Here is an 18,366-nt window from a genome sequence, read left to right as displayed (position 1 = left end):
AGCCCTCGCTATTTGGGTGCGCGGTAGGGGACGAACTTGCCCAATGAGCAGACGCCGCTCGTGATGCCCGAATAGGGATCGAACGCGCGGGCCATATCGCCCTGGCAATATTGACCGCCGCTCCAGCTCGTCATCACCAGTATGTCTCCCCGTGACAGGCCGGTGCAGGTACCACGCAGTTCGTTCTTGTAGACGAGCTTCCGGTTGACCTGCATCACCAGCACATCGTCGCTCAGCGCGCGCAGATTGCTCGCCGTGCTGAAGTTAGAGACGCAACTCACTGGTTCTCCCGCCACCTTGCCGTCGAGCAGCTTCGCGAGCTCCTTCTGCTGCTTGGGCGTCAGCTTCGCCTCGGGCTCCGGCCCCATCGCGCAGGAGCCAAGAAGAGTGGCGGCGACCCCGAGGGCGATCAGCGGAAACGCGGCGAAACGCATGAGTCTTCTCCTTCATCCACCCCGCCGATTCCAATTAGCACCCGGCTGATCAGAACGCATCCTTTTCCGCACGCCGCCGGGCAAGTTCCTCAACAGTCGCAGCGCGCATGAAGGGGTTGGTTGCCCGCTCCGCCCCGATAGTGGTGGGCACGGTCGCCTCGCCTGCCGCGCGCATTGCCTCGACCTCGGCCAGCCTGCTTGCGATCGCTGCGTTGTCCGGCTCGGCCACAACGGCATAGCGGCCATTGGAGAGCGTATATTCATGCGCGCAATAGACCTTCGTCTCGTCAGGCAAGGCGGACAGGCGCGCCATGTTGTCGAACATCTGCGCCGCCGTCCCCTCGAACAGCCGCCCGCAGCCCATGGCGAAGAGCGTATCGCCAACGAACACCGCGCCATCTTCCGCGAAATGATAGGCGATGTGGCCGGCCGTATGCGCAGGCACGCTCATGACCCGAGCAGCATGATCGCCCAGATGCACGATATCGCCCTCGCCCACGGCGCGGTCGATGCCGGGAATCCTCTCGGCCTCGGCAGCGGGCGCGGTGACGCGCGCTCCCGTAGCAGCGACGATCGCCGCATTGCCGCCGATATGGTCGGGATGCCAGTGCGTGTTCCAGATCTGCCCGATCCGCCAGCCGCGCTCCTCCGCTGCCGCAAGCACCGGCTCGGCGAGCGCCGGATCGACGACGAGGGTTTCGCCGCTCGCGCCGTCATGCACCAGCCAGATGTAATTGTCGCTAAGCGCGGGGATGCGCACGATGTCGAGGGAGAAGGAGGACATATGTCTATACTCTCATGGTTGCGGATGCAGCGAGCAGTGCATGGGCCTCTGCCGCCAGTCGTTCGATCAATGCCTGCGCGTTCTCCGCATGGCCAAGACGCGCGGCCTCGCCAGCCCAGAGCGGCGAGAAGCCGGCATCGCCCCTAGCTTCCGCCGCTGACCTGAGCGGCGCCAGCGCGGTGCTGGCATGGGGAAAGGGCGGCACATCGGGATGCATCGGCCCCAGTTCACGCATCAGCCGGTTCGGTATGCCGCGCGCTGCCCGGCCGCTGAAAAGCGTCGTGAACGCGGTGCGTGTCGCCTCCTCGCTGGTCAGCGCCGCGCGGTGCATGTCGGAAGGGAAGCTCTCCGGGCAATGCAGGAAGGCAGTGCCCATCTGGACCGCGCTGGCGCCCAGCAGCAGTGCCGCCGCGATACCGCGCGCATCCCCAATGCCGCCTGCCGCGATGACCGGCACCGCCACTGCATCCACGATCTGCGGCAGCAGCGCGAAGAGACCCATATGGGTCTCCGGCGCGCCATCCATGAAATGGGAGGCATGGCCGCCAGCTTCGGCGCCCTGCGCGATCACTGCATCCACTCCGCGTTCGGCCAGCCAGAGCGCTTCGCGCGGCGTCGTGGCGGAAGCGAGGACGAAGGCGCCGCTCGCCCGCACGCGATCCAGCAAGGCGGGCGCCGGCAGACCGAAATGGAAGCTCACGACTTCGGGGCGCAGCGCCTCGACCAGCGCGCATTGCTCCTCCCCGAAAGGCAGGCGCAGCGTTCCGCCCGATGCGGGCGCAACCCCATAGTCTGCGTAATAGGGGGCCAATGTCTCGCGCCACGCTGTGTCGTCGCTGCTCTCCGGCATGTCATGGCAGAAGAAATTGAGATTGATCGGGGCGGATACCGCCGCCCTGAACGCCGCCACCTGCTCCCTGATCTGCGCAGGCGAGAGCAGCGCGCAGGGGAGCGAGGCAAGCGCTCCGGCCCGCGCGGCCGCGATGGCGAGATCGACACCGGCCGCACCAGCCATCGGAGCGGCGATGATCGCGTGACGGATGCCGAGGCGCGCCGTCACTGCATCCCGGCGCGCATTCATCCTACCAGACGCCCGTGTTCGGCATGGAAGCCCAGGGCTCGGCCGGTTCCAGATGACCGTCCTGAAGCAGCTCGACGGAGATATTGTCGGGCGAACGGACGAAGGCCATGTGCCCGTCGCGCGGCGGCCGGTTGATGGTCACGCCTGCATCCATCAGGCGCTGGCAGGTCTCGTAGATATTTTCGACGCGGTAAGCGAGGTGACCGAAATTGCGGCCGCCCTCGTAAACCTCTGCCGGGCTGCCATCCTCGGCTGGCCAGTTGTAGGTCAACTCGACCTGCGCATCCTCATCGCCCGGCGCCGCCAGGAAGATGAGCGTGAAGCGGCCCTTCTCGCTCTCCATGCGTTTGACCTCCTGAAGGCCGATCAGCCCGAAAAAGCGGACGGTCGCCTCAGGATCAGTGACGCGGATCATGGTGTGGAGATATTTGGGCATTGGACGGGAACTCCGTTCATCGATAGAAAGCAACGGTTCATCTCAGAGACTTTAGAGGCTTGTCCCTGAGATAAGGCGCGCCCCGCGCGAGCGGAAGAGGAGAGAGCAATGGGCTGGACAAGCGACCGGAACAAGGTGGCGCTCGCGGGCGCGGGCCTGCTCGCCATCGGCATGATAACCGGCGGCTATCTGCTCGGCGATGGCCTGAAGCGCGCCCATGCCGCCGACCGATCGGTCACGGTGCGCGGCCTTGCCGAGAAAGACGTGACTGCCGACCTCGCGACCCGGACGATCGCCTATTCCGCCAATGGCTTCGACCTGCCCACGGTGCGCGCGGAAATCGACGCGAATACGGCCCAATTGCGCGACTATTTCACGCGACTGGGCTTCAAGGCAACTGACCTTCAGCCGATTGGCGCGGGCGTGAACCAGTATATCAGCAATGGTCAGAACCAGATCACAATCACCCAGCGGATGCTGCTGCGGACCACAGACATCGCGCGTGCCCAGCGCGCCGTCGCTCAGCAGTTCGATCTGGTGAAGCGCGGCGTGACGCTGCAGGAAGGCTCGGGCATGCGCTACAGCTTCACCAAGCTGAACGACATCAAGCCGCAGATGGTGGCCGATGCGACGAAAGATGCGCGCGCTTCCGCCGAGCAGTTCGCCAAGGACTCCGGCACCAGCGTGGGCGGCATCAAGAGCGCGACGCAGGGCTATTTCTCGATCGATGCACGCGATGGTGAAGGCGGCGAAGGCGGCACCGACACCCCCAACAAGAAGGTGCGCGTGGTGACGACGGTGGACTTTTATCTGAAATAAGAGAGCGACGGAAATCGACGCTTTTCGCGCTGGAAGGTTCTGAAGGTTACACCTCTTGGCGCAAAAAAATAAGCGACCGGGAGGCAGCGCAATAAGAGGACCAGACAGTTCAAGGAGCGGCCCGCATGACGGGTTGGGCCGCGCATCCTATCTGCGTGACTAAGCTGTAGGAAAGCGACTTCAGCGCCTTGGCGTCTATGTCAGGGTCCGCACTGCCATGTGCCGGCAAAGATGCGCTTGGCGCCATCGGCCCGATCATAAGTAAGCGTGGCGGGTCGCGACGGCGACTCCCCGCCGCCAGTGGCCGGGCCTGTCAGCGCAATGCCGATCGTCTTGCCCTTGCCCGAGAAGCTTGTGCCTTTCGCCATCGCATCAAAGCCGCCCGGCGCGGCGACACGCTCCACATAACCCGCGACCTTGACGATGCCGATCGCGGCGTCGCGCGACGCTACATTGCCCTTGGCGACCAGCAAGGGCACGAACACGCCCGGCGCGAGGCCCGGAGAGGAGAAGGTGCAGCCGAGTTCACCGGGGAGGCCCGCATCGGCGAGATCGACCGGCGCCAGCGGATCGAGCCGGATCTCCGAACCGTCGCCGCCGATCGTCGCGCTGTTGGAGACGCCGGTCGGGGCGTCGGCCATATTCGGTGAAGCCTCGACCTGATTGGCAACAACCACGTTGGCCGGTTCGCCGCGCGCGCTTTCATTGCCCGTATCCGGCGCGCCGGAGCAGGCAGCGCAGGCGAAGACGAGCGCAATCATCGCAGGTCGCGCGGCGCGACGGGGATGAAACGCGGACAGGTCAGGAGAAATGGTCATCACGGCAAAACGCCGGAGCCGCCAATCCGATGCATGATAAGGCGACGCTATGCCGATTCAGCGCGGCGTTTCGGCCTTCGCCTTGGCAGGCGCCGCAACCGGGCCAAGCTGCGCCAGATAGGCCTGCGCTTTGCGGGCTGTCTCGCTCCCCGGCGCCAGTTCCGCGGCGCGGCTGAAGGCAGCACGCGCGCTCTCGTCGCGATCACCTGAGAGCGCGAGGATGACCCCTTCCTCCAGCGCCACGCCGGCATCGTCCCGCGCGCGCCTCACGGCTTCGGCGATGTGCAGCCGGGCGAGCGGCAAATCGTTCATGCGCCGGGCGAGCGTGGCGGAGAGCAGCCAGGCGAGCGGATCGGCGGCGGCAAGCTGCACGGCCTGATTGAGATCGACACGGGCGCCGGGCAGATCCTCCACCGCGACCCGCGCCCGCGCGCGATCAAGATGGATTTCGCCAGTCGCCAGCGTTGCGGGCAGCGGCGAAGCAAGAGCCGCATCCAGCACAGTCACCGCGCGCCGCGCGTTTCCGCCGACCAGTGCGGCATTGCCCGCCTGCGCATAAAGGCGGGCGCGAGTCACAGCATCGTTGCCCGGCACGGTCGCGCCACTTTCCAGTGCGTCGGCCGCCTCGCCCCATTTGCCTGCCTGACCGAGCGCGTAGCCCAGGCATTGCGCGGCCGGGACACCGCCTTTGTTGGCGATCCAGCCGCGCGCATCCGCAATGCCGTCCTCCGGCTTCACATTGGCCCTGGCGATACAGGCATCGAGCCGCTTCGCTACATCGGGCGGCAGGATGGCCGCGAGGGACTGCGCCTCGTCGCGGGTTGGTGATGGCGCGGGCACCGGCTTTTCGGCGGGCTTGCGCCGACGCATCAGCGCCTCAATCTCGGGATCATAACCGCCTGCGCCAGCGGCGCTCTGGGCAAGCATCAGGGCAAGCAGGATCACTTAAGGCAACTCCACCAGAGCAGCGACCTCCCCGATGAGCAGCGCGATGTCCGCCGGGCGGGAAAGCCGGTGATCGCCGTCCTTGACGAGGATCGTCCGAACGTCGGCTGAACGCAGCTGCTCGGCGATGCGCAGCGCCGTCTCCCACGGCACGTCCGGATCGGCCTGCCCCTGCAGCAGCCGCACAGGACAATCGATGGCGATTTCGCTGCCCAGCACCAGATTGGCCTCGCCCGACTCCCAAAAGGCGCGCGTGGTCATAGTCGGCTCGGGTCCGTAGGGATTGGGCTCGAGGAGCAGCCCGTCCCGGCGAATGACGTCCTTCTGCGCATCGGTGAAGCCCCAGCGCGTGAAATCCGGCGCGGCGGCGATGCCGACGACGGCGTGGACGCGGGGCCCGAGCGCCTGCGCCAGCAGCAGCGCGATCCACCCGCCCATGGAGGAGCCGACGAGGACGAGCGACGCGTCGGCCGGCAGTGTGGCGTCGATCACCGCGCGCGCATCGTCCCGCCAGCTCGCCAGCGTCCCGTCCCGGAAATCGCCTTCGCTCTCACCGCACCCGGCATAATCGAAGCGGAGAATTGCGCGGCCGATCGCTTCCGCCCACGCGTCCAGCGCGATGGCCTTGCTGCCCTGCATGTCCGACGCGTAGCCGGGCAGGAAGACGACGGTCGGCCCGGCACCCGCGCGGTAGCGGTAAGCGAGGCGTGGCTCACCGGGACGAGCGAGGAAAGCAGGCGGCGTATCGAGCGGTGCAGTCATGCGCGGCTCGATAGGCGCTTTGATGCGTGAGGTCGACTCAGAGGCTCAGCTGCACCGGCGGCTTCACAGTCTTGTCGTCCCGGCAGGCGCGCAGCATTGCGTGCCACTGCGCCGGGGTCAGCGCGTGCTCGTAGCTGTGGCCCGGCACCTTCGACTTGAGGAACGCGCTCTTGCGCTCGGCGGAGACGGGGTGCGAGGCCATCCAGCTCATCGCACGCTCGGCTGGCTCGCCCTTCTTGCCGCCACCCATCCGGTCAAAAAAGCCCGCGACGCCCTCGGGCGAGATGTTCGCGCGCTTCAGCGCCGCGATGGAATAGCCGTCCGCATTGCGCTCCGCATCACGGCTGTAGCTGAGCGACAAGAGGCCATTGAGCACGCCGCCCACCTGCCCGTTCAGCCCGCCCAGCACCACCGAAAGGCCAAGCTGGCGGACCAGCGCCGCCATGGTATCGCGATTGCGGACATGGCCGATCTCGTGCGCGAGAATGCCGGCCAGCTCGTCAGGCGATTTCGCCTGCGCCAGCAGCCCATCGAAAATGAGGATGCGCCCGCCGGGCAGCGCTACGGCGTTGACCATTGGCACGTTCACGATCTCGATCACGCGGACCGGCGGCCCACCGCCAAGCTGGGTAGCAAGCCTGTCCAGCGCGGCGCGGCTCGCAGGCGTAGAGCAGACCCGCCCGCCGAGATCGCCGGCAATCGCGTCGCCCAGCCGGTTCTCCCAGCTTTGCGGAATATAGGGCGCGATCCAGCCGGGAGCGCGCAGCACGAGGAAGACGACCAGCGCGGCGATGACGGCGAACAATGCGATCGCCCTCGTCAGCCCAATCCGGTCGATCCAGCGGCCATAGCGCGCGGGCAGCGGCAGATGGATGGCGAAATCCGCTGGCGGGGAACCGGCAAAGACCAGCCGCCAGCCGGCCTCCCCTTTCAACCCGTAGGCGGACTGACCACCGGTGCCGCCCAGCGCCAAGATGCTGCTCCAGCGATGCGGGCCGCTCTCGCCGCCATCCCAGCGCAGCGAGACGCCCTGCCCGTCCCACAAGACGCTGGGGAAATGGCGCGTGGCGCTCTGGCCATCATAATGCCAGATGTTCGCGGCTGGTCCGATACTCGACATGCTCGCCCTTATATCGCCCCAACATCGAACGCGTCGAGCAGGCCTTCGCCCTGTCCCGGCGCACGCGTCGTCGACTGAGTGAGCGCGGAGAGGCTGATCTCGCCGCTCGCCGAAAGATGGCGGATGAAGAAGGACCAGTGGCGATAACCCAGGAACGCGAGGCCAATGCCGAGCGTGAGCACCACCAGCGCGATGTCCCCCAGGATCAGCAGCACCCAGTGCTTGCTGCGCGCAGTGAAATGAAAGTCGATCTCACCCAGCGACAGCCCGCCGATCGCCACGCGCAGGAACTTGGCATAATAGACCAGCGCAACGAGGCCGAGGACGCCGTAGATGGCGATGAGGCCGATGATGAGGCCCACGATCACTGGCCCCGTCGGCGGCTGGCCGCCCTCCAGATCCAGCCCCGCGAAAAGCGGCAGCATGCTGAAGCCGACGATACCCAGCGCGATCACCATGAGGAACGGCGCGAGATAGAAGAGCAGGAAGCGCAGGAACACATCCGCCGCGCTGCCATTCGAGCGGAAGGCGAGCGGGCCGAAGCTCATCTCGCGCCAGCGCTCGTTCCACAGCGACATCATTGCCCAGGGAATGAGCAGTCCGGCCGGCAGATAGCCCACGGCATATTTCCACATGAACGAGAAGCCGTAGCCAAAGCCGTTATCGTCCGCCCCGCCGCGAATGCCGTGCCAGAAGGTGCGGCTCAGCCGATAGCGCAGCGCCCGGAAGCGCGCGACGCCGCTGAGGTAGAAGATGACCGCGCTGGCGATGAACGACAGGATGACCGCGATGCCGGTGTGGCCGCGCAGCAGCAGCGCCTGCGCGCCGAACTGGAGGAAGAGGAAGGGAATACCGAAGAGCACCAGCACGAGCAGGAAGCCAATGAACAGCTCCAGCCCCGTGCCCGTCCATTCCAGCGGTTCATCGATGAAGCGGGTGCGCGACCAGAGATAGCGCCGCGTGCGCGCCGTCGCCCAGAAGCGGTAGATGCCGAGCGTGACGATCGTCAGCGCGATGTTCGTGAAGGCGATCGGCGCGAACTCGCGCCAGCTCCCGCTGAAGCCGAAGGCCCCCTGCTCATCGTCGGTCATTCATCCCCCCTTGGCACTGATCGCAATTCGGGCCCGTGTGGGGGGGTAAGTCAAGGGGAAAGGGGACTTCACTCCGCTAAGGTGATCAACCGACTTATCACCCAAGTGAGGGCGGCAGTCGATACGAACACTTCTGCTGTCACAAAAGCTGCCAAGAAAATGAAAATCCTAGGCGCATGATCAAAGGCACTAGGCTCTAGCAGAAGGAGAGTCGCACCCAAGATGGATGCTGTTAACAACCAGAACATTGCAGCCTTAGACGTAGCCGCGAGTTCCGAAAATGAGCCCGAGGCGCGCAAAAGGGCAAATTGCTGACCCGCAGTTAGGGCATAAATCAGCGTGACGGCCGCGATAATGAAACCTAGCAAAGATGACCCTACCGACAGCATCAACTCGGCGCTTTTAACAAAGGCTCCGTAATCGCCACGAAAGATAGGTGGGAGACCGTATGATTTGCCGAGCGATGCAATCAACGCTACCGTCACGGCAATGCCTGCGTTGTACAACGCCCGAGATCGCCAGTATGCTCTGGTCAATCCCATGGCAACACGGCCCTTAGTGACTTTTCTAGTGCCTCTCGACGCTGTATGTATGCATCCTCTATCGCTGCGAAAGCGGCCGCGCTGTCAATACTCCGAGCCTTTTTAGATGATCGGGTGAAATTGACTTCTGCAATTAAAAAATCCTCCAAAAGATTAAGGGTTCGTGGTTTGCGGGTGTGGGGATCAGTGCCTCGGATTTGGAGCTTTTCATAAGCATCCTGACTATCGACGCCTCGCATCGCCTGAACGAGGGCCAACCCTATACTCTTGAGTCGATCGTCGGCAGGATCACGTGCATTAAAATAAAGACCGAGAGTTCTTGACTTATTTACTTTCTGCTGTGCCTCAAAAGCATCCGCTAAACTTCTCTCGGCCTGCCGGACAAGACTGATATTATCAGGAGGGATTTCAATCTCTAAATATCTAACATTATTCATATTTCGTATTACATCAGCGAGATCGCGTTCAAATAGTCTTTGGAATCGGGGAACGTTTGAAAGATTCCGCCCCTTGAACATTAAATAATCTCCGAGCTTACGTATCCGCGGAGCATCTCGATTAAATTCCGCCGCAACAAAGCCATCAGCAAATATCACGATGTGACAGACATCGATTAGTCCAGCATCTTCAGCAATCGACAGAGTCGTTTTTATGCCCTTCCTTTCAATCTCCGGCAGATTGTCCCTCCGAGTACGGCCGAATTCCAAACGCAGCGGATAATCAAAGGAATGTGGCATAACGCTCAAAAGCGAGTTGTCGGTCGCATCTGGTTGGTAGCGCCCTTGCTCTTCCCAAGGAAGTTTTTGGATGGCGGCTAGGGACGCTGGCAAAAGAGGAAGAAATTCTGGAGCATGTGAGACGCGGAAAAAATGTATGCGCCTAGTAATGGTAAGATCGCTGTTCACAGTCACTAGATTCTCCCCGCCGCCTTGTCTCTCTAAGACTAGAATGAACCTTCTGAGACGCAAGTTACGAATGAATGGATCGGGTCGTTTCCGTGAATATCGTAGCTTCAGCTTTTGAACACCGACAAGCTCGCAATCTACCCCCAGTGACAAACCCGCCGTCCCCCTCTATATCCCCGCCCATGCCGAGCCCACACGCTCTTCTGACGGCCGCGCCAGCGCCCACGCTCACCCGCAGCACTAGCCTGGGCCTCGGCGCGCGCGCCCTCTAGCTGGCGCGTCGGCCCTGGCCCCGCACACGCAAGCGGGAGGCTGGGCCAGATGGCTGAGCGCTCCCACCCCCCTTTCAATATCGGCCGGGCTTGCCTAAGCGCATCGGGCGAAACAGCGGGAAGCGTTTTCCCGCTCCAATGATGCGATAACAGACGGGCGGAGCGCAGCGCTTCGGCGCGTGGCCGTGGATCAGGAATTGGACTTGGCATGAGCGAACTCATGAAGATTAGCTTGCCGGACGGATCGGTGCGCGAAGTTGCGCCCGGCACGACCCCGGCGGACATTGCCGCCGCGATCGGCCCTGGCCTCGCGAAAGCCGCGCTGGCCGCGCGGGTGGACGGCGAGTTGCGCGACATCAACCGGCCGATCGAGAAGGACGCGGCGCTGGCGCTCGTCACCGCGAAGGACGAGGCGGATGCGCTGGAGCTGGCGCGGCACGACTTTGCGCACATCCTCGCCGAGGCCGTGCAGGCGCTCTACCCCGGCACACAGATCACCTTCGGCCCCTCGACGGACGACGGATTCTATTATGACGTGATGGCGCCTGCCTCTCGCGGGCCGTTTACCGAGGACGATCTCCCCGCGATCGAGGAAAAGATGCGCGAGATCATCCGCGCGGACAAGCCGCTGGTGCGCGAGGCGTGGAGCCGTGCCGACCTCATTGCGCGCTGGCGCGAACAGGGCGAGGCGTTCAAGGCCGAATGGGCGGCGGAACTGCCCGAGGGCGAGGAGCTGACGGTCTACTGGTCCGGCCAGCCGGGCAGCGTGGGCGCATGGATGGACATGTGCCGCGGGCCGCATCTCGCCTCCACCGGCAAGCTGGACCCAGCCGCGTTCAAGCTCATGCGCGTCTCCGGCGCATACTGGCGCGGCGACCAGAAGAATGCGCAGCTCACGCGCATCTACGGCACCGGCTGGCTCAACAAGAAGCAGCTCGACGCGCATCTGATGCGGCTGGAAGAAGCCGCCAAGCGGGACCACCGCAAGCTGGGGCAGGAGATGGACCTCTTCCACCTGCAGCAGGAAGCGCATGGCAGCGTCTTCTGGCATCCGCACGGCTTCGTCATCTGGCGGGCGCTGGAGGCCTATATGCGCCGCGCGATCGACAGCGCGGGCTATCAGGAAGTCAAGACGCCGCAGGTGATGGACGCGCGCCAGTGGGAGCAGTCCGGCCACTGGGGCAAGTATCGCGAGAACATGTTCGTCATCCCCGACGAAGTGCCGAACGTCGACGACGAAGGCCCGATCGTCTCAGACGATGCGCAGTGGATGGCGCTGAAGCCAATGAACTGCCCGGCGCATGTGCTGATCTTCCGTCAAGGCATCAAGAGCTATCGCGACCTGCCGCTGCGCCTCTACGAGAATGGCTGCTGCCACCGCAATGAGCCGCACGGCGCGCTGCACGGCCTGATGCGGGTGCGCCAGTTCACGCAGGACGACGCGCATATCTTCTGCCGCGAGGACCAGATCGTCGAGGAAGTGCAGGCCTTCTGCCGCCTTGCCGACCGCATCTACAAGGACTTCGGCTTCACTTACGCCATCAAGCTGGCGCTGCGCCCGGAGAAGCGATTCGGCACCGAGGAGATGTGGGACAAGGCCGAGAGCGAACTGCGCGACGCCGTGGTGCGCGCGGGCCTCGCGACCGAGGCCTATGGCTGGGAGGAGCTGCCCGGCGAAGGCGCCTTCTATGCGCCCAAGCTGGAATGGCACCTGACCGACGCGATCGGGCGGACCTGGCAGGTCGGCACCATCCAGTCCGACCGAGTGCTGCCCGAGCGGCTGGACGCGAGCTATGTGGGCGAGGATGGCGAGCGCCACCGGCCGGTGATGCTCCACCGCGCGATCTTCGGCAGCTATGAGCGCTTCATCGGCATCCTCATCGAGCATTTCGCCGGCAAGCTGCCAGTGTGGCTCGCGCCGGTGCAGGCGGTCGTCGCGACGATCGTCTCTGAAGCGGACGGCTATGCCGCTGACGTGGCGGCGAAGCTGGCGGCGGCAGGCATCCGCGTAGAGACGGACCTGCGCAACGAGAAGATCAACTACAAGGTGCGCGAGCACAGCCTCGCCAAGGTGCCGCATCTGCTGGTGGTGGGTCGGCGCGAGGCGGAAGAAGGCACGGTTGCGCTGCGGCGGCTGGGTTCGGACGAGCATCAGAAGGTGATGACACTGGACGAGGCCGTGGCGATGCTGACCGCAGAGGCGACCCCGCCCGACCTGCGGGCCTGAGCGAGAATGGCGATGCGGATCCGGCCCGGCATCGCCGCTGACGTCCCCCGCGCGCTGGATATCTGGCGCGCGGCGGTCGATGCCACCCATGGCTTCCTCACTGGCGCGGATCGCGCCGAGATCGATCGCATGGTGGCGGAAGAGTTCCTGCCCGCCGTCCCGCTCTGGCTAATCGAGGATGCGGACGGCATGGTGCAGGGTTTTCTGGTGATGGACGGCACGATGATCGATGCGTTGTTCGTCGATCCAGCCGTTCATGGCCGGGGCTATGGCACGGCGCTGCTCGATCATGCGCTCACCCTCGCCCCCGGCGCCACGGTGGATGCCAGCGAGCAGGCAACGAACGCCCTGCCCTTCTATGAGGCGCGCGGCTTCGTGCGCACCGGGCGCTCCGAGCATGATCCGCAAGGGCGACCCTATCCGCTCGTCCACCTGAGGCACGTCGCGTCCTGATGCCGGCGACGCTCGCCATTTATGTGGGCGCGGCGCTGGCGGAGATCGCGGGCTGCTTCGCCTTCTGGGCCTGGCTGCGCATGGGGAAATCGGTCTGGTGGCTGGTGCCCGGCGTCGCCTCGCTGATCCTGTTCGCGCTGCTGCTCACGCGCGCCGAACCCATTGCGGCGGGTCGCGCCTATGCGGCCTATGGCGGCATTTATATCGTCGCGGCGATCGGCTGGATGCTGCTGATCGAGAAGGTTGCGGCCACTCGCTGGGACATGATCGGCGGCGGACTGGCACTGGCGGGATGTCTCGTCATCCTCGCCGCGCCGCGATGACCGCAAAGCAACGCTCGCAACGAAAATCGTCCCGTGATATGTGGCGCGACTTTCACGATAACGCGCGATCTATTATATAAGTCTCGTCAACAACCAAAGGAGCAGTCTCTATCCGTCCTCCCATGATGCGCCGCCCGATGGCGCCGACGCCGGCAAACGGCCCGCGATACAATGAATTCATCACCGTGCCCAAGGTGCGGGTGATCGACGAGAACGGCGAAAATATCGGGGTTCTCTACACGCGCGAAGCGATTGAGCAGGCAGCCGAGGTCGGTCTCGACCTTGTCGAGGTCTCGCCCACCGCCGATCCGCCGGTCTGCAAGTTCCTCGACATCGGCAAATACAAGTACGAGGCGCAGAAGAAGGCGAATATCGCCCGGAAAACCCAGAAGACGCAGGAGATCAAGGAGATCAAAATGCGTCCGAACATCGACGATCATGACTATGATACGAAGATGAAGAAGGTCCACGACTTCATTGGCGACGGTGACAAGGTGAAGGTGACGCTGCGCTTCCGTGGCCGCGAACTGGCGCACCAGCAGCTCGGCATGGATCTGCTGCGGCGGGTCGCCGAGAATACCGGCGAAATCGCGAAGGTAGAGTCCTATCCGCGCATGGAAGGCCGCCAGATGCTGATGGTGCTCTCGCCGAAATGATCGGTTCCGGGGTGGTGCGCGCATCGCGCCACCCTTGACCGTCCGCCCGCGCTAGCGCATCCGCGCAGGGCCATGACCGACACACCGCTCAAGCTCTTCAACAGCCTCACTCGTGCGCTGGAGACATTCACTCCGGTCCATGATGGCGAGGCCCGCGTGTATAGCTGCGGGCCGACGGTCTATAATTACCCCCATATCGGCAATATGCGCGCTTATGTGTTCGCGGACACGCTCGGCCGCGTGCTGAGCTTCAAGGGGTACAAGCTCACCCACGTCATCAACATCACCGATGTCGGCCACCTGACCGACGATGCGGATGCGGGCGAGGACAAGATGGAGAAGATGGCGGCGGCGCAGGCCCAGTCCATCTGGGACATCGCTGAGCATTACAAGCAGGCCTACTGGGCGGACGTGCAAGCGCTTAACATCCGCCAGCCTGCGCAGTGGACGATCGCGACGGACTATGTGCCGCAGATGATCGCGTTCGCGAAGGGCATTGCCGAGAAGCACTGCTATGAAATTGATAGTGGTCTCTATTTCGATACGACGACAGTCGCGGACTATGGGCGATTAGCAGGGCCGCACGTTCTCGATCGGATCGAAGACGAAAAATCCGCTTGGCTAAGGATAGGCGAGACAGAAGGCAAAAGGCATTGGGCCGACTTCGCGATCTGGCGCAAGACGCCGCCTGGCGAGACCCGCCAGATGGAGTGGGATTCGCCGTGGGGTCGCGGCGCGCCGGGATGGCACCTGGAATGCTCGGTCATGTCCGGCGAAATGCTTGGCTTCCCGTTCGACATCCACACCGGCGGCATCGACCATCGCGAGATCCACCACCCCAACGAGATTGCCCAGAATCAGGCGCATTGCTGCACCAATGGGCTGGATGTGCCCGCTAACAGCGGCGCGAAGATCTGGATGCACAACAACTTCCTGATCGACCGGTCAGGCAAGATGAGCAAGTCGGCGGGCGAGTTCCTGCGACTGCAACTACTCATCGACAAGGGCTTCCACCCCCTCGCCTACCGCATGATGTGCCTGCAGGCGCACTACCGCAGCGAACTGGAATTCAGCTGGGAGAATCTCGCGGCGGCTTTCACGCGCCTCAAGCGGATGGTGATGGCGGTGGCCAGATTGAGGGAACTTTGCGAAACTCGACCGAATGGGAACCCGGTGGAGTCAGTAGGGTTCGCGAAAGCGTTCGACGATGAAATCTCGAACGACTTGAACACAGCTAACTCATTGGCGATCCTAGAACTGATTTTCGGCCGAACCGACCTTCGACCGATAGAACGCTTAGCCGCAGTCGAGCAGATCGACTCTGTGCTCGGCCTCAACCTTCTCACCCTCACGCGCGCCGATCTGCGCATACGCCCCAAGTCCGCGACGATCACCGAAGCGGAGATCGAGGCGAGGCTGGACGAGCGCCTCGCCGCTCGCGCCGCGAAGGACTTCGCCACGTCCGACGCGATCCGCGACGGGCTGATCGCCCAAGGTGTCGAAGTGATGGACGGCGATCCGCTGCGCTGGGACTGGAAGCCCGACCTTGGCTGACCGCCCGGTCATCGTCGCGCCGGCGATGATCCGGCCGCTGGTCGAGCCGCTGCTGCCCGATGCTGTGGAGATGCGCTGGTTCGCGAGCACGGCCGAAGCAGTCGACATGGCGCCGGACGCCGACATCGGCTGGTTCGACGCATTCACGCCGGAGACGCGCGCGCAAGCCTCCCTTCGCGCCGAAAAGGCCCGGTGGATCAACACCATCCGCGCAGGACTGGACGATGTCCCGATCGATCTTCTTGCCAGCCGTGGCACGATCGTCACTAACGGCACGGGCCTCCACGCGCAGGCCGTGGCCGACTATGCGCTGCTGGGCGTGCTGACGCTGGCCAAGCGGCTCGACGAGATCGTCCGCGCGCATGATCGCGGTGAATGGCTCGTTGGGCCGCCCGGCATGGCGGAGCTGGAGGGGAGCCAGGCGCTCATCATCGGCTATGGCGTGATCGGCGCGGCGATCGGCACGCGGCTTGCCGCCTGCGGGGCGCAGGTCGTGCCGGTGCGCCGCACGGCCGATCCTGCAAACGGCATTTTAGGCGCAGAGGACTGGCGCGAGCGCCTGGGCGACATGGACTGGGTGATCCTTGCGGCGCCCGCCACCGACGACACCCGCGCCATGATCGGCGCGGCGGAGCTTGCGGCGATGAAGCCGACGGCAGGCCTCGTCAACATCGCGCGCGGCGACCTCATCGATCAGGCAGCGCTCCTCGCCGCGCTGGACAGCCGCAGCATCGGCGGCGCCTTCCTCGACGTCACGACGCCCGAGCCGCTGCCGCCGGGCGATCCACTGTGGAAAGCGCCGCGCAGCCTCGTTACCATGCACATGTCGGGCCGCAGCCAGACCAGCCTTTTCCGCAAAGGCGCGGAGCGCTTCGCCCGCAATCTGCGTGCCTGGCTGGCGGGAGAGCCGCTCGAGGCCGTCGTCGATCCGGCGCGGGGCTACTGATCCTCGATCATGCGTCAGCTGCACCGCCCCCTGCGTCTCCTCGCCATTTTCCTCGCGGGCCTTGCCGGATTCGTCGACGCTATCGGCTTCATGACCGCGGGCGGCTTCTTCGTCTCTTTCATGAGCGGCAATTCCACGCGCTTCGCCGTGGGCATCAGCGACCGGCTACCCGATGCGCTCATTGCGGGCGGGCTCATCTGCGCCTTCGTGATTGGCGTGGCCGGGGGCGCGATGCTGACCATGTCGGCGGGGCGCCATGGCCGCACTCTGCTGCTGAGCGTGGTGGCAGGCGTGCTCGCATTCGCCGCGCTGTCCGCGCCGCACGATAGAGCGATCGCAGTGGCGCTGCTCGCGATTGCGATGGGGGCGGAGAACGCAGCCTTCACGCGCGACGGCACAGTGCGCATTGGCCTCACCTACATGACCGGTGCGCTGACCCGCGCGGGCCATGCCATTGCGGCGGCGCTGCTGCGGCGGCCGGGCGGGGACTGGTTGCCCGACATTCTCCTCTGGGCCGGCCTCGTCGCCGGGGCGATTGCGGGCGCGGCAAGCTATCGCATGCTGGGCAATACCGCGCTCTGGATCGCCGCGCTGGTCGCGCTCCTTGCCGCCGCCGCATCATGGCGGATCGGTCCGGACGAGCGCTGAACACAGAGCCTGCCGCCAAAACCGGATGCCGGCTGGCTCCACTTGCCTCGACTCAGCGATGCGCGTAGGGGCTTGCCCCTTGTCCGGCGTGCCCCCTGCACAGCCGGCGTTGAGGAGTGCGTGAGAAATGGCTGCCAAGTGGAGCCCCGCAAGCTGGCGGGACCATAAGGGCTTGCAGATGCCCGACTATCGCAATGCGGAGGCGCTCGCCGCCGCAGAGGCCCAGCTTGGCAATTTTCCTCCGCTCGTCTTTGCAGGCGAGGCGCGCAATCTCACGGCAGAGCTGGCACGCGTCGCCAATGGCGAGGCATTTCTGCTGCAGGGCGGCGATTGCGCCGAGAGCTTCGCGGAGTTCCACCCGAACAATATTCGCGACACCTTCCGTGTGCTGCTGCAGATGGCGGTGGTGCTCACCTTCGCCAGCAAGCTGCCGACCGTGAAGGTGGGCCGCATGGCCGGCCAGTTCGCCAAGCCGCGCTCCGCCGGCACCGAGACCATCGGCGACGTGGAGCTGCCGAGCTATCGGGGCGACAATGTGAACGACATTGCCTTCACCGCCGAGGGTCGCGAGCCCGATCCGCAGCGCATGGTGCGCGCTTACAACCAGTCGGCTGCGACACTCAATCTGCTGCGTGCCTTCTCCACGGGCGGCTATGCCAGCCTGGACCGGGTGCATGGCTGGATGCTGGACTTCATGGGCCGCTCGCCCTGGGCGGCCAAGTTCGAGGCGATGGCCGACCAGATCGGCCAGGCGCTCGACTTCATGAAGGCATGCGGCCTCTCGCCGGAGACTGTGCCGCAGCTTGGCGGAACGAGCTTCTACACCAGCCACGAAGCGCTGCTGCTCCCCTATGAGCAGGCGCTGACCCGGCAGGACAGCCTGACCGGCGAATGGTATGACACCAGCGCGCACATGCTCTGGATCGGCGACCGCACGCGCTTCGAGGGCTCGGCCCATGTCGAGTATCTGCGCGGCATCGGCAATCCCATTGGCATGAAGTGCGGCCCAACCCTAGAGCCCGATGCCCTGCTGCGCCTGCTCGACACGCTGAACCCGGCCCGCGAGGCCGGGCGCATCACGCTCATCACGCGCTATGGCCACGACAAGATCGAGGCCGGGCTGCCCAAGCTGGTGCGCGCCGTGCTGCGCGAGGGGCATCCGGTCGTCTGGTCGTGCGACCCGATGCACGGCAACGTCATCAAGGCGGCGAACGGCTACAAGACCCGTCCGTTCGAGCGTATCCTCGCGGAAGTGCGCGGCTTCTTCGCCGTACACCGTGCCGAGGGCAGCTTCGGCGGCGGCATCCATGCCGAGATGACCGGACAGAATGTGACGGAGTGCACCGGCGGCGCCATCGCCATCACGGACGAAGGCCTGGCCGATCGCTACCACACGCATTGCGACCCGCGCCTCAACGCGGCGCAGAGCCTGGAGCTTGCCTTCCTGCTCGCCGAAATGCTGAACGAGGAACTGGCCGAGCGGAGGAAAGCAGCGGCTTAAGGCCACCTTCGGACTGATTCCCTTCCGTCCGCCGGAAGGGGCGCTGGTC

Annotated in this window: 20 protein-coding genes; 9 read left to right on the top strand and 11 right to left on the bottom strand. The window is 64.7% G+C overall.

From position 1 onward, the window contains the following. Positions 1-8: 8 nt before the first annotated feature. Genes ACNAOH_RS10380 through ACNAOH_RS10365 form a run of 4 tightly spaced genes read right to left on the bottom strand, consistent with a single transcriptional unit; the run spans position 9 to position 2,735 of the window. Positions 9-434 carry a DUF6491 family protein gene (locus tag ACNAOH_RS10380; RefSeq protein WP_443970103.1) on the bottom strand — a complete coding sequence of 142 codons (426 nt, stop codon included), beginning with the start codon at positions 432-434 and terminating at the stop codon, positions 9-11. Between the two features lie 49 nt (positions 435-483). Then, the gene (gloB, locus tag ACNAOH_RS10375) at positions 484-1,218 is read right to left on the bottom strand and encodes a hydroxyacylglutathione hydrolase (protein WP_443970102.1); all 735 of its coding nucleotides are present in this window, start codon (positions 1,216-1,218) and stop codon (positions 484-486) included. A 4-nt stretch (positions 1,219-1,222) separates the two neighbouring features. Then, positions 1,223-2,299 (bottom strand): NAD(P)H-dependent flavin oxidoreductase, encoded by a 1,077-nt coding sequence (locus ACNAOH_RS10370; RefSeq protein ID WP_443970101.1) that lies wholly within the window; start codon positions 2,297-2,299, stop codon positions 1,223-1,225. A gap of 1 nt (position 2,300) precedes the next feature. Further along, entirely contained in the window at positions 2,301-2,735 is a 435-nt protein-coding gene (locus tag ACNAOH_RS10365; protein WP_443970100.1) for a VOC family protein, read from the bottom strand. Positions 2,736-2,843: 108 nt separating this feature from the next. Between ACNAOH_RS10365 and ACNAOH_RS10360 the strand changes: the two genes are divergently transcribed. Next, entirely contained in the window at positions 2,844-3,554 is a 711-nt protein-coding gene (locus ACNAOH_RS10360; RefSeq protein ID WP_443970099.1) for an SIMPL domain-containing protein, read from the top strand. 200 nt (positions 3,555-3,754) lie between these two features. Here the strand turns inward: ACNAOH_RS10360 and ACNAOH_RS10355 are convergent, their stop codons facing one another. From ACNAOH_RS10355 to ACNAOH_RS10325, 7 genes are all read right to left on the bottom strand, one after another. Beyond that, positions 3,755-4,372 (bottom strand): hypothetical protein, encoded by a 618-nt coding sequence (locus tag ACNAOH_RS10355; protein ID WP_443970098.1) that lies wholly within the window; start codon positions 4,370-4,372, stop codon positions 3,755-3,757. 57 nt (positions 4,373-4,429) lie between these two features. Next, positions 4,430-5,317 carry a hypothetical protein gene (locus tag ACNAOH_RS10350; RefSeq protein WP_443970097.1) on the bottom strand — a complete coding sequence of 296 codons (888 nt, stop codon included), beginning with the start codon at positions 5,315-5,317 and terminating at the stop codon, positions 4,430-4,432. After that, complete coding sequence (locus ACNAOH_RS10345) at positions 5,318-6,079, bottom strand: alpha/beta hydrolase (protein ID WP_443970096.1); 762 nt, start codon at positions 6,077-6,079, stop codon at positions 5,318-5,320. A 37-nt stretch (positions 6,080-6,116) separates the two neighbouring features. After that, on the bottom strand, positions 6,117-7,199 hold the full coding sequence (locus tag ACNAOH_RS10340) for a M48 family metallopeptidase (RefSeq protein ID WP_443970095.1): 1,083 nt from the start codon (positions 7,197-7,199) through the stop codon (positions 6,117-6,119). A gap of 8 nt (positions 7,200-7,207) precedes the next feature. Beyond that, positions 7,208-8,290: a YjgN family protein gene (locus ACNAOH_RS10335; RefSeq protein WP_443970094.1), complete on the bottom strand. Its 1,083-nt coding sequence runs from the start codon at positions 8,288-8,290 to the stop codon at positions 7,208-7,210. A 68-nt stretch (positions 8,291-8,358) separates the two neighbouring features. Continuing rightward, positions 8,359-8,796, bottom strand: a complete 438-nt coding sequence (locus ACNAOH_RS10330; RefSeq protein ID WP_443970093.1) for a hypothetical protein — start codon at positions 8,794-8,796, stop codon at positions 8,359-8,361. 26 nt (positions 8,797-8,822) lie between these two features. Next, a complete protein-coding gene (locus ACNAOH_RS10325) occupies positions 8,823-9,743 on the bottom strand; it encodes a hypothetical protein (protein WP_443970092.1) in 921 nt (306 codons plus the stop codon). A gap of 474 nt (positions 9,744-10,217) precedes the next feature. Here ACNAOH_RS10325 and thrS point away from each other — a divergent pair, with 474 nt between their 5' ends. From thrS to ACNAOH_RS10285, 8 genes are all read left to right on the top strand, one after another. Continuing rightward, a complete protein-coding gene (gene thrS / locus ACNAOH_RS10320) occupies positions 10,218-12,236 on the top strand; it encodes a threonine--tRNA ligase (protein ID WP_443970091.1) in 2,019 nt (672 codons plus the stop codon). Positions 12,237-12,242: 6 nt separating this feature from the next. Beyond that, positions 12,243-12,689, top strand: coding sequence for an acetyltransferase (locus tag ACNAOH_RS10315; RefSeq protein WP_443970090.1), 447 nt, complete (start codon positions 12,243-12,245; stop codon positions 12,687-12,689). Beyond that, on the top strand, positions 12,689-13,012 hold the full coding sequence (locus ACNAOH_RS10310) for a YnfA family protein (protein ID WP_443970089.1): 324 nt from the start codon (positions 12,689-12,691) through the stop codon (positions 13,010-13,012). Before ACNAOH_RS10315 ends, ACNAOH_RS10310 begins: the two co-directional genes overlap by 1 nt. A 122-nt stretch (positions 13,013-13,134) precedes the next feature. Next, positions 13,135-13,668: a translation initiation factor IF-3 gene (gene infC, locus ACNAOH_RS10305; protein WP_443970088.1), complete on the top strand. Its 534-nt coding sequence runs from the start codon at positions 13,135-13,137 to the stop codon at positions 13,666-13,668. Between the two features lie 72 nt (positions 13,669-13,740). After that, positions 13,741-15,222: a cysteine--tRNA ligase gene (gene cysS, locus ACNAOH_RS10300; RefSeq protein WP_443970087.1), complete on the top strand. Its 1,482-nt coding sequence runs from the start codon at positions 13,741-13,743 to the stop codon at positions 15,220-15,222. Then, a complete protein-coding gene (locus ACNAOH_RS10295) occupies positions 15,215-16,168 on the top strand; it encodes a D-2-hydroxyacid dehydrogenase (protein ID WP_443970086.1) in 954 nt (317 codons plus the stop codon). Before cysS ends, ACNAOH_RS10295 begins: the two co-directional genes overlap by 8 nt. Positions 16,169-16,177: 9 nt before the next feature. Beyond that, on the top strand, positions 16,178-16,816 hold the full coding sequence (locus tag ACNAOH_RS10290; protein WP_443970085.1) for a YoaK family protein: 639 nt from the start codon (positions 16,178-16,180) through the stop codon (positions 16,814-16,816). A 127-nt stretch (positions 16,817-16,943) separates the two neighbouring features. Then, the gene (locus ACNAOH_RS10285) at positions 16,944-18,317 is read left to right on the top strand and encodes a class II 3-deoxy-7-phosphoheptulonate synthase (RefSeq protein WP_443970084.1); all 1,374 of its coding nucleotides are present in this window, start codon (positions 16,944-16,946) and stop codon (positions 18,315-18,317) included. Positions 18,318-18,366: the final 49 nt, after the last annotated feature.

Origin of the sequence: Sphingobium sp. CR28 (assembly GCF_052327305.1) — a bacterium.
In the GTDB taxonomy this organism is placed as follows: Bacteria; Pseudomonadota; Alphaproteobacteria; order Sphingomonadales; family Sphingomonadaceae; genus Sphingobium.
The sequence above is the reverse complement of the archived record's forward strand: the minus strand, read 5'-3'. Positions and strand labels throughout refer to the sequence as shown.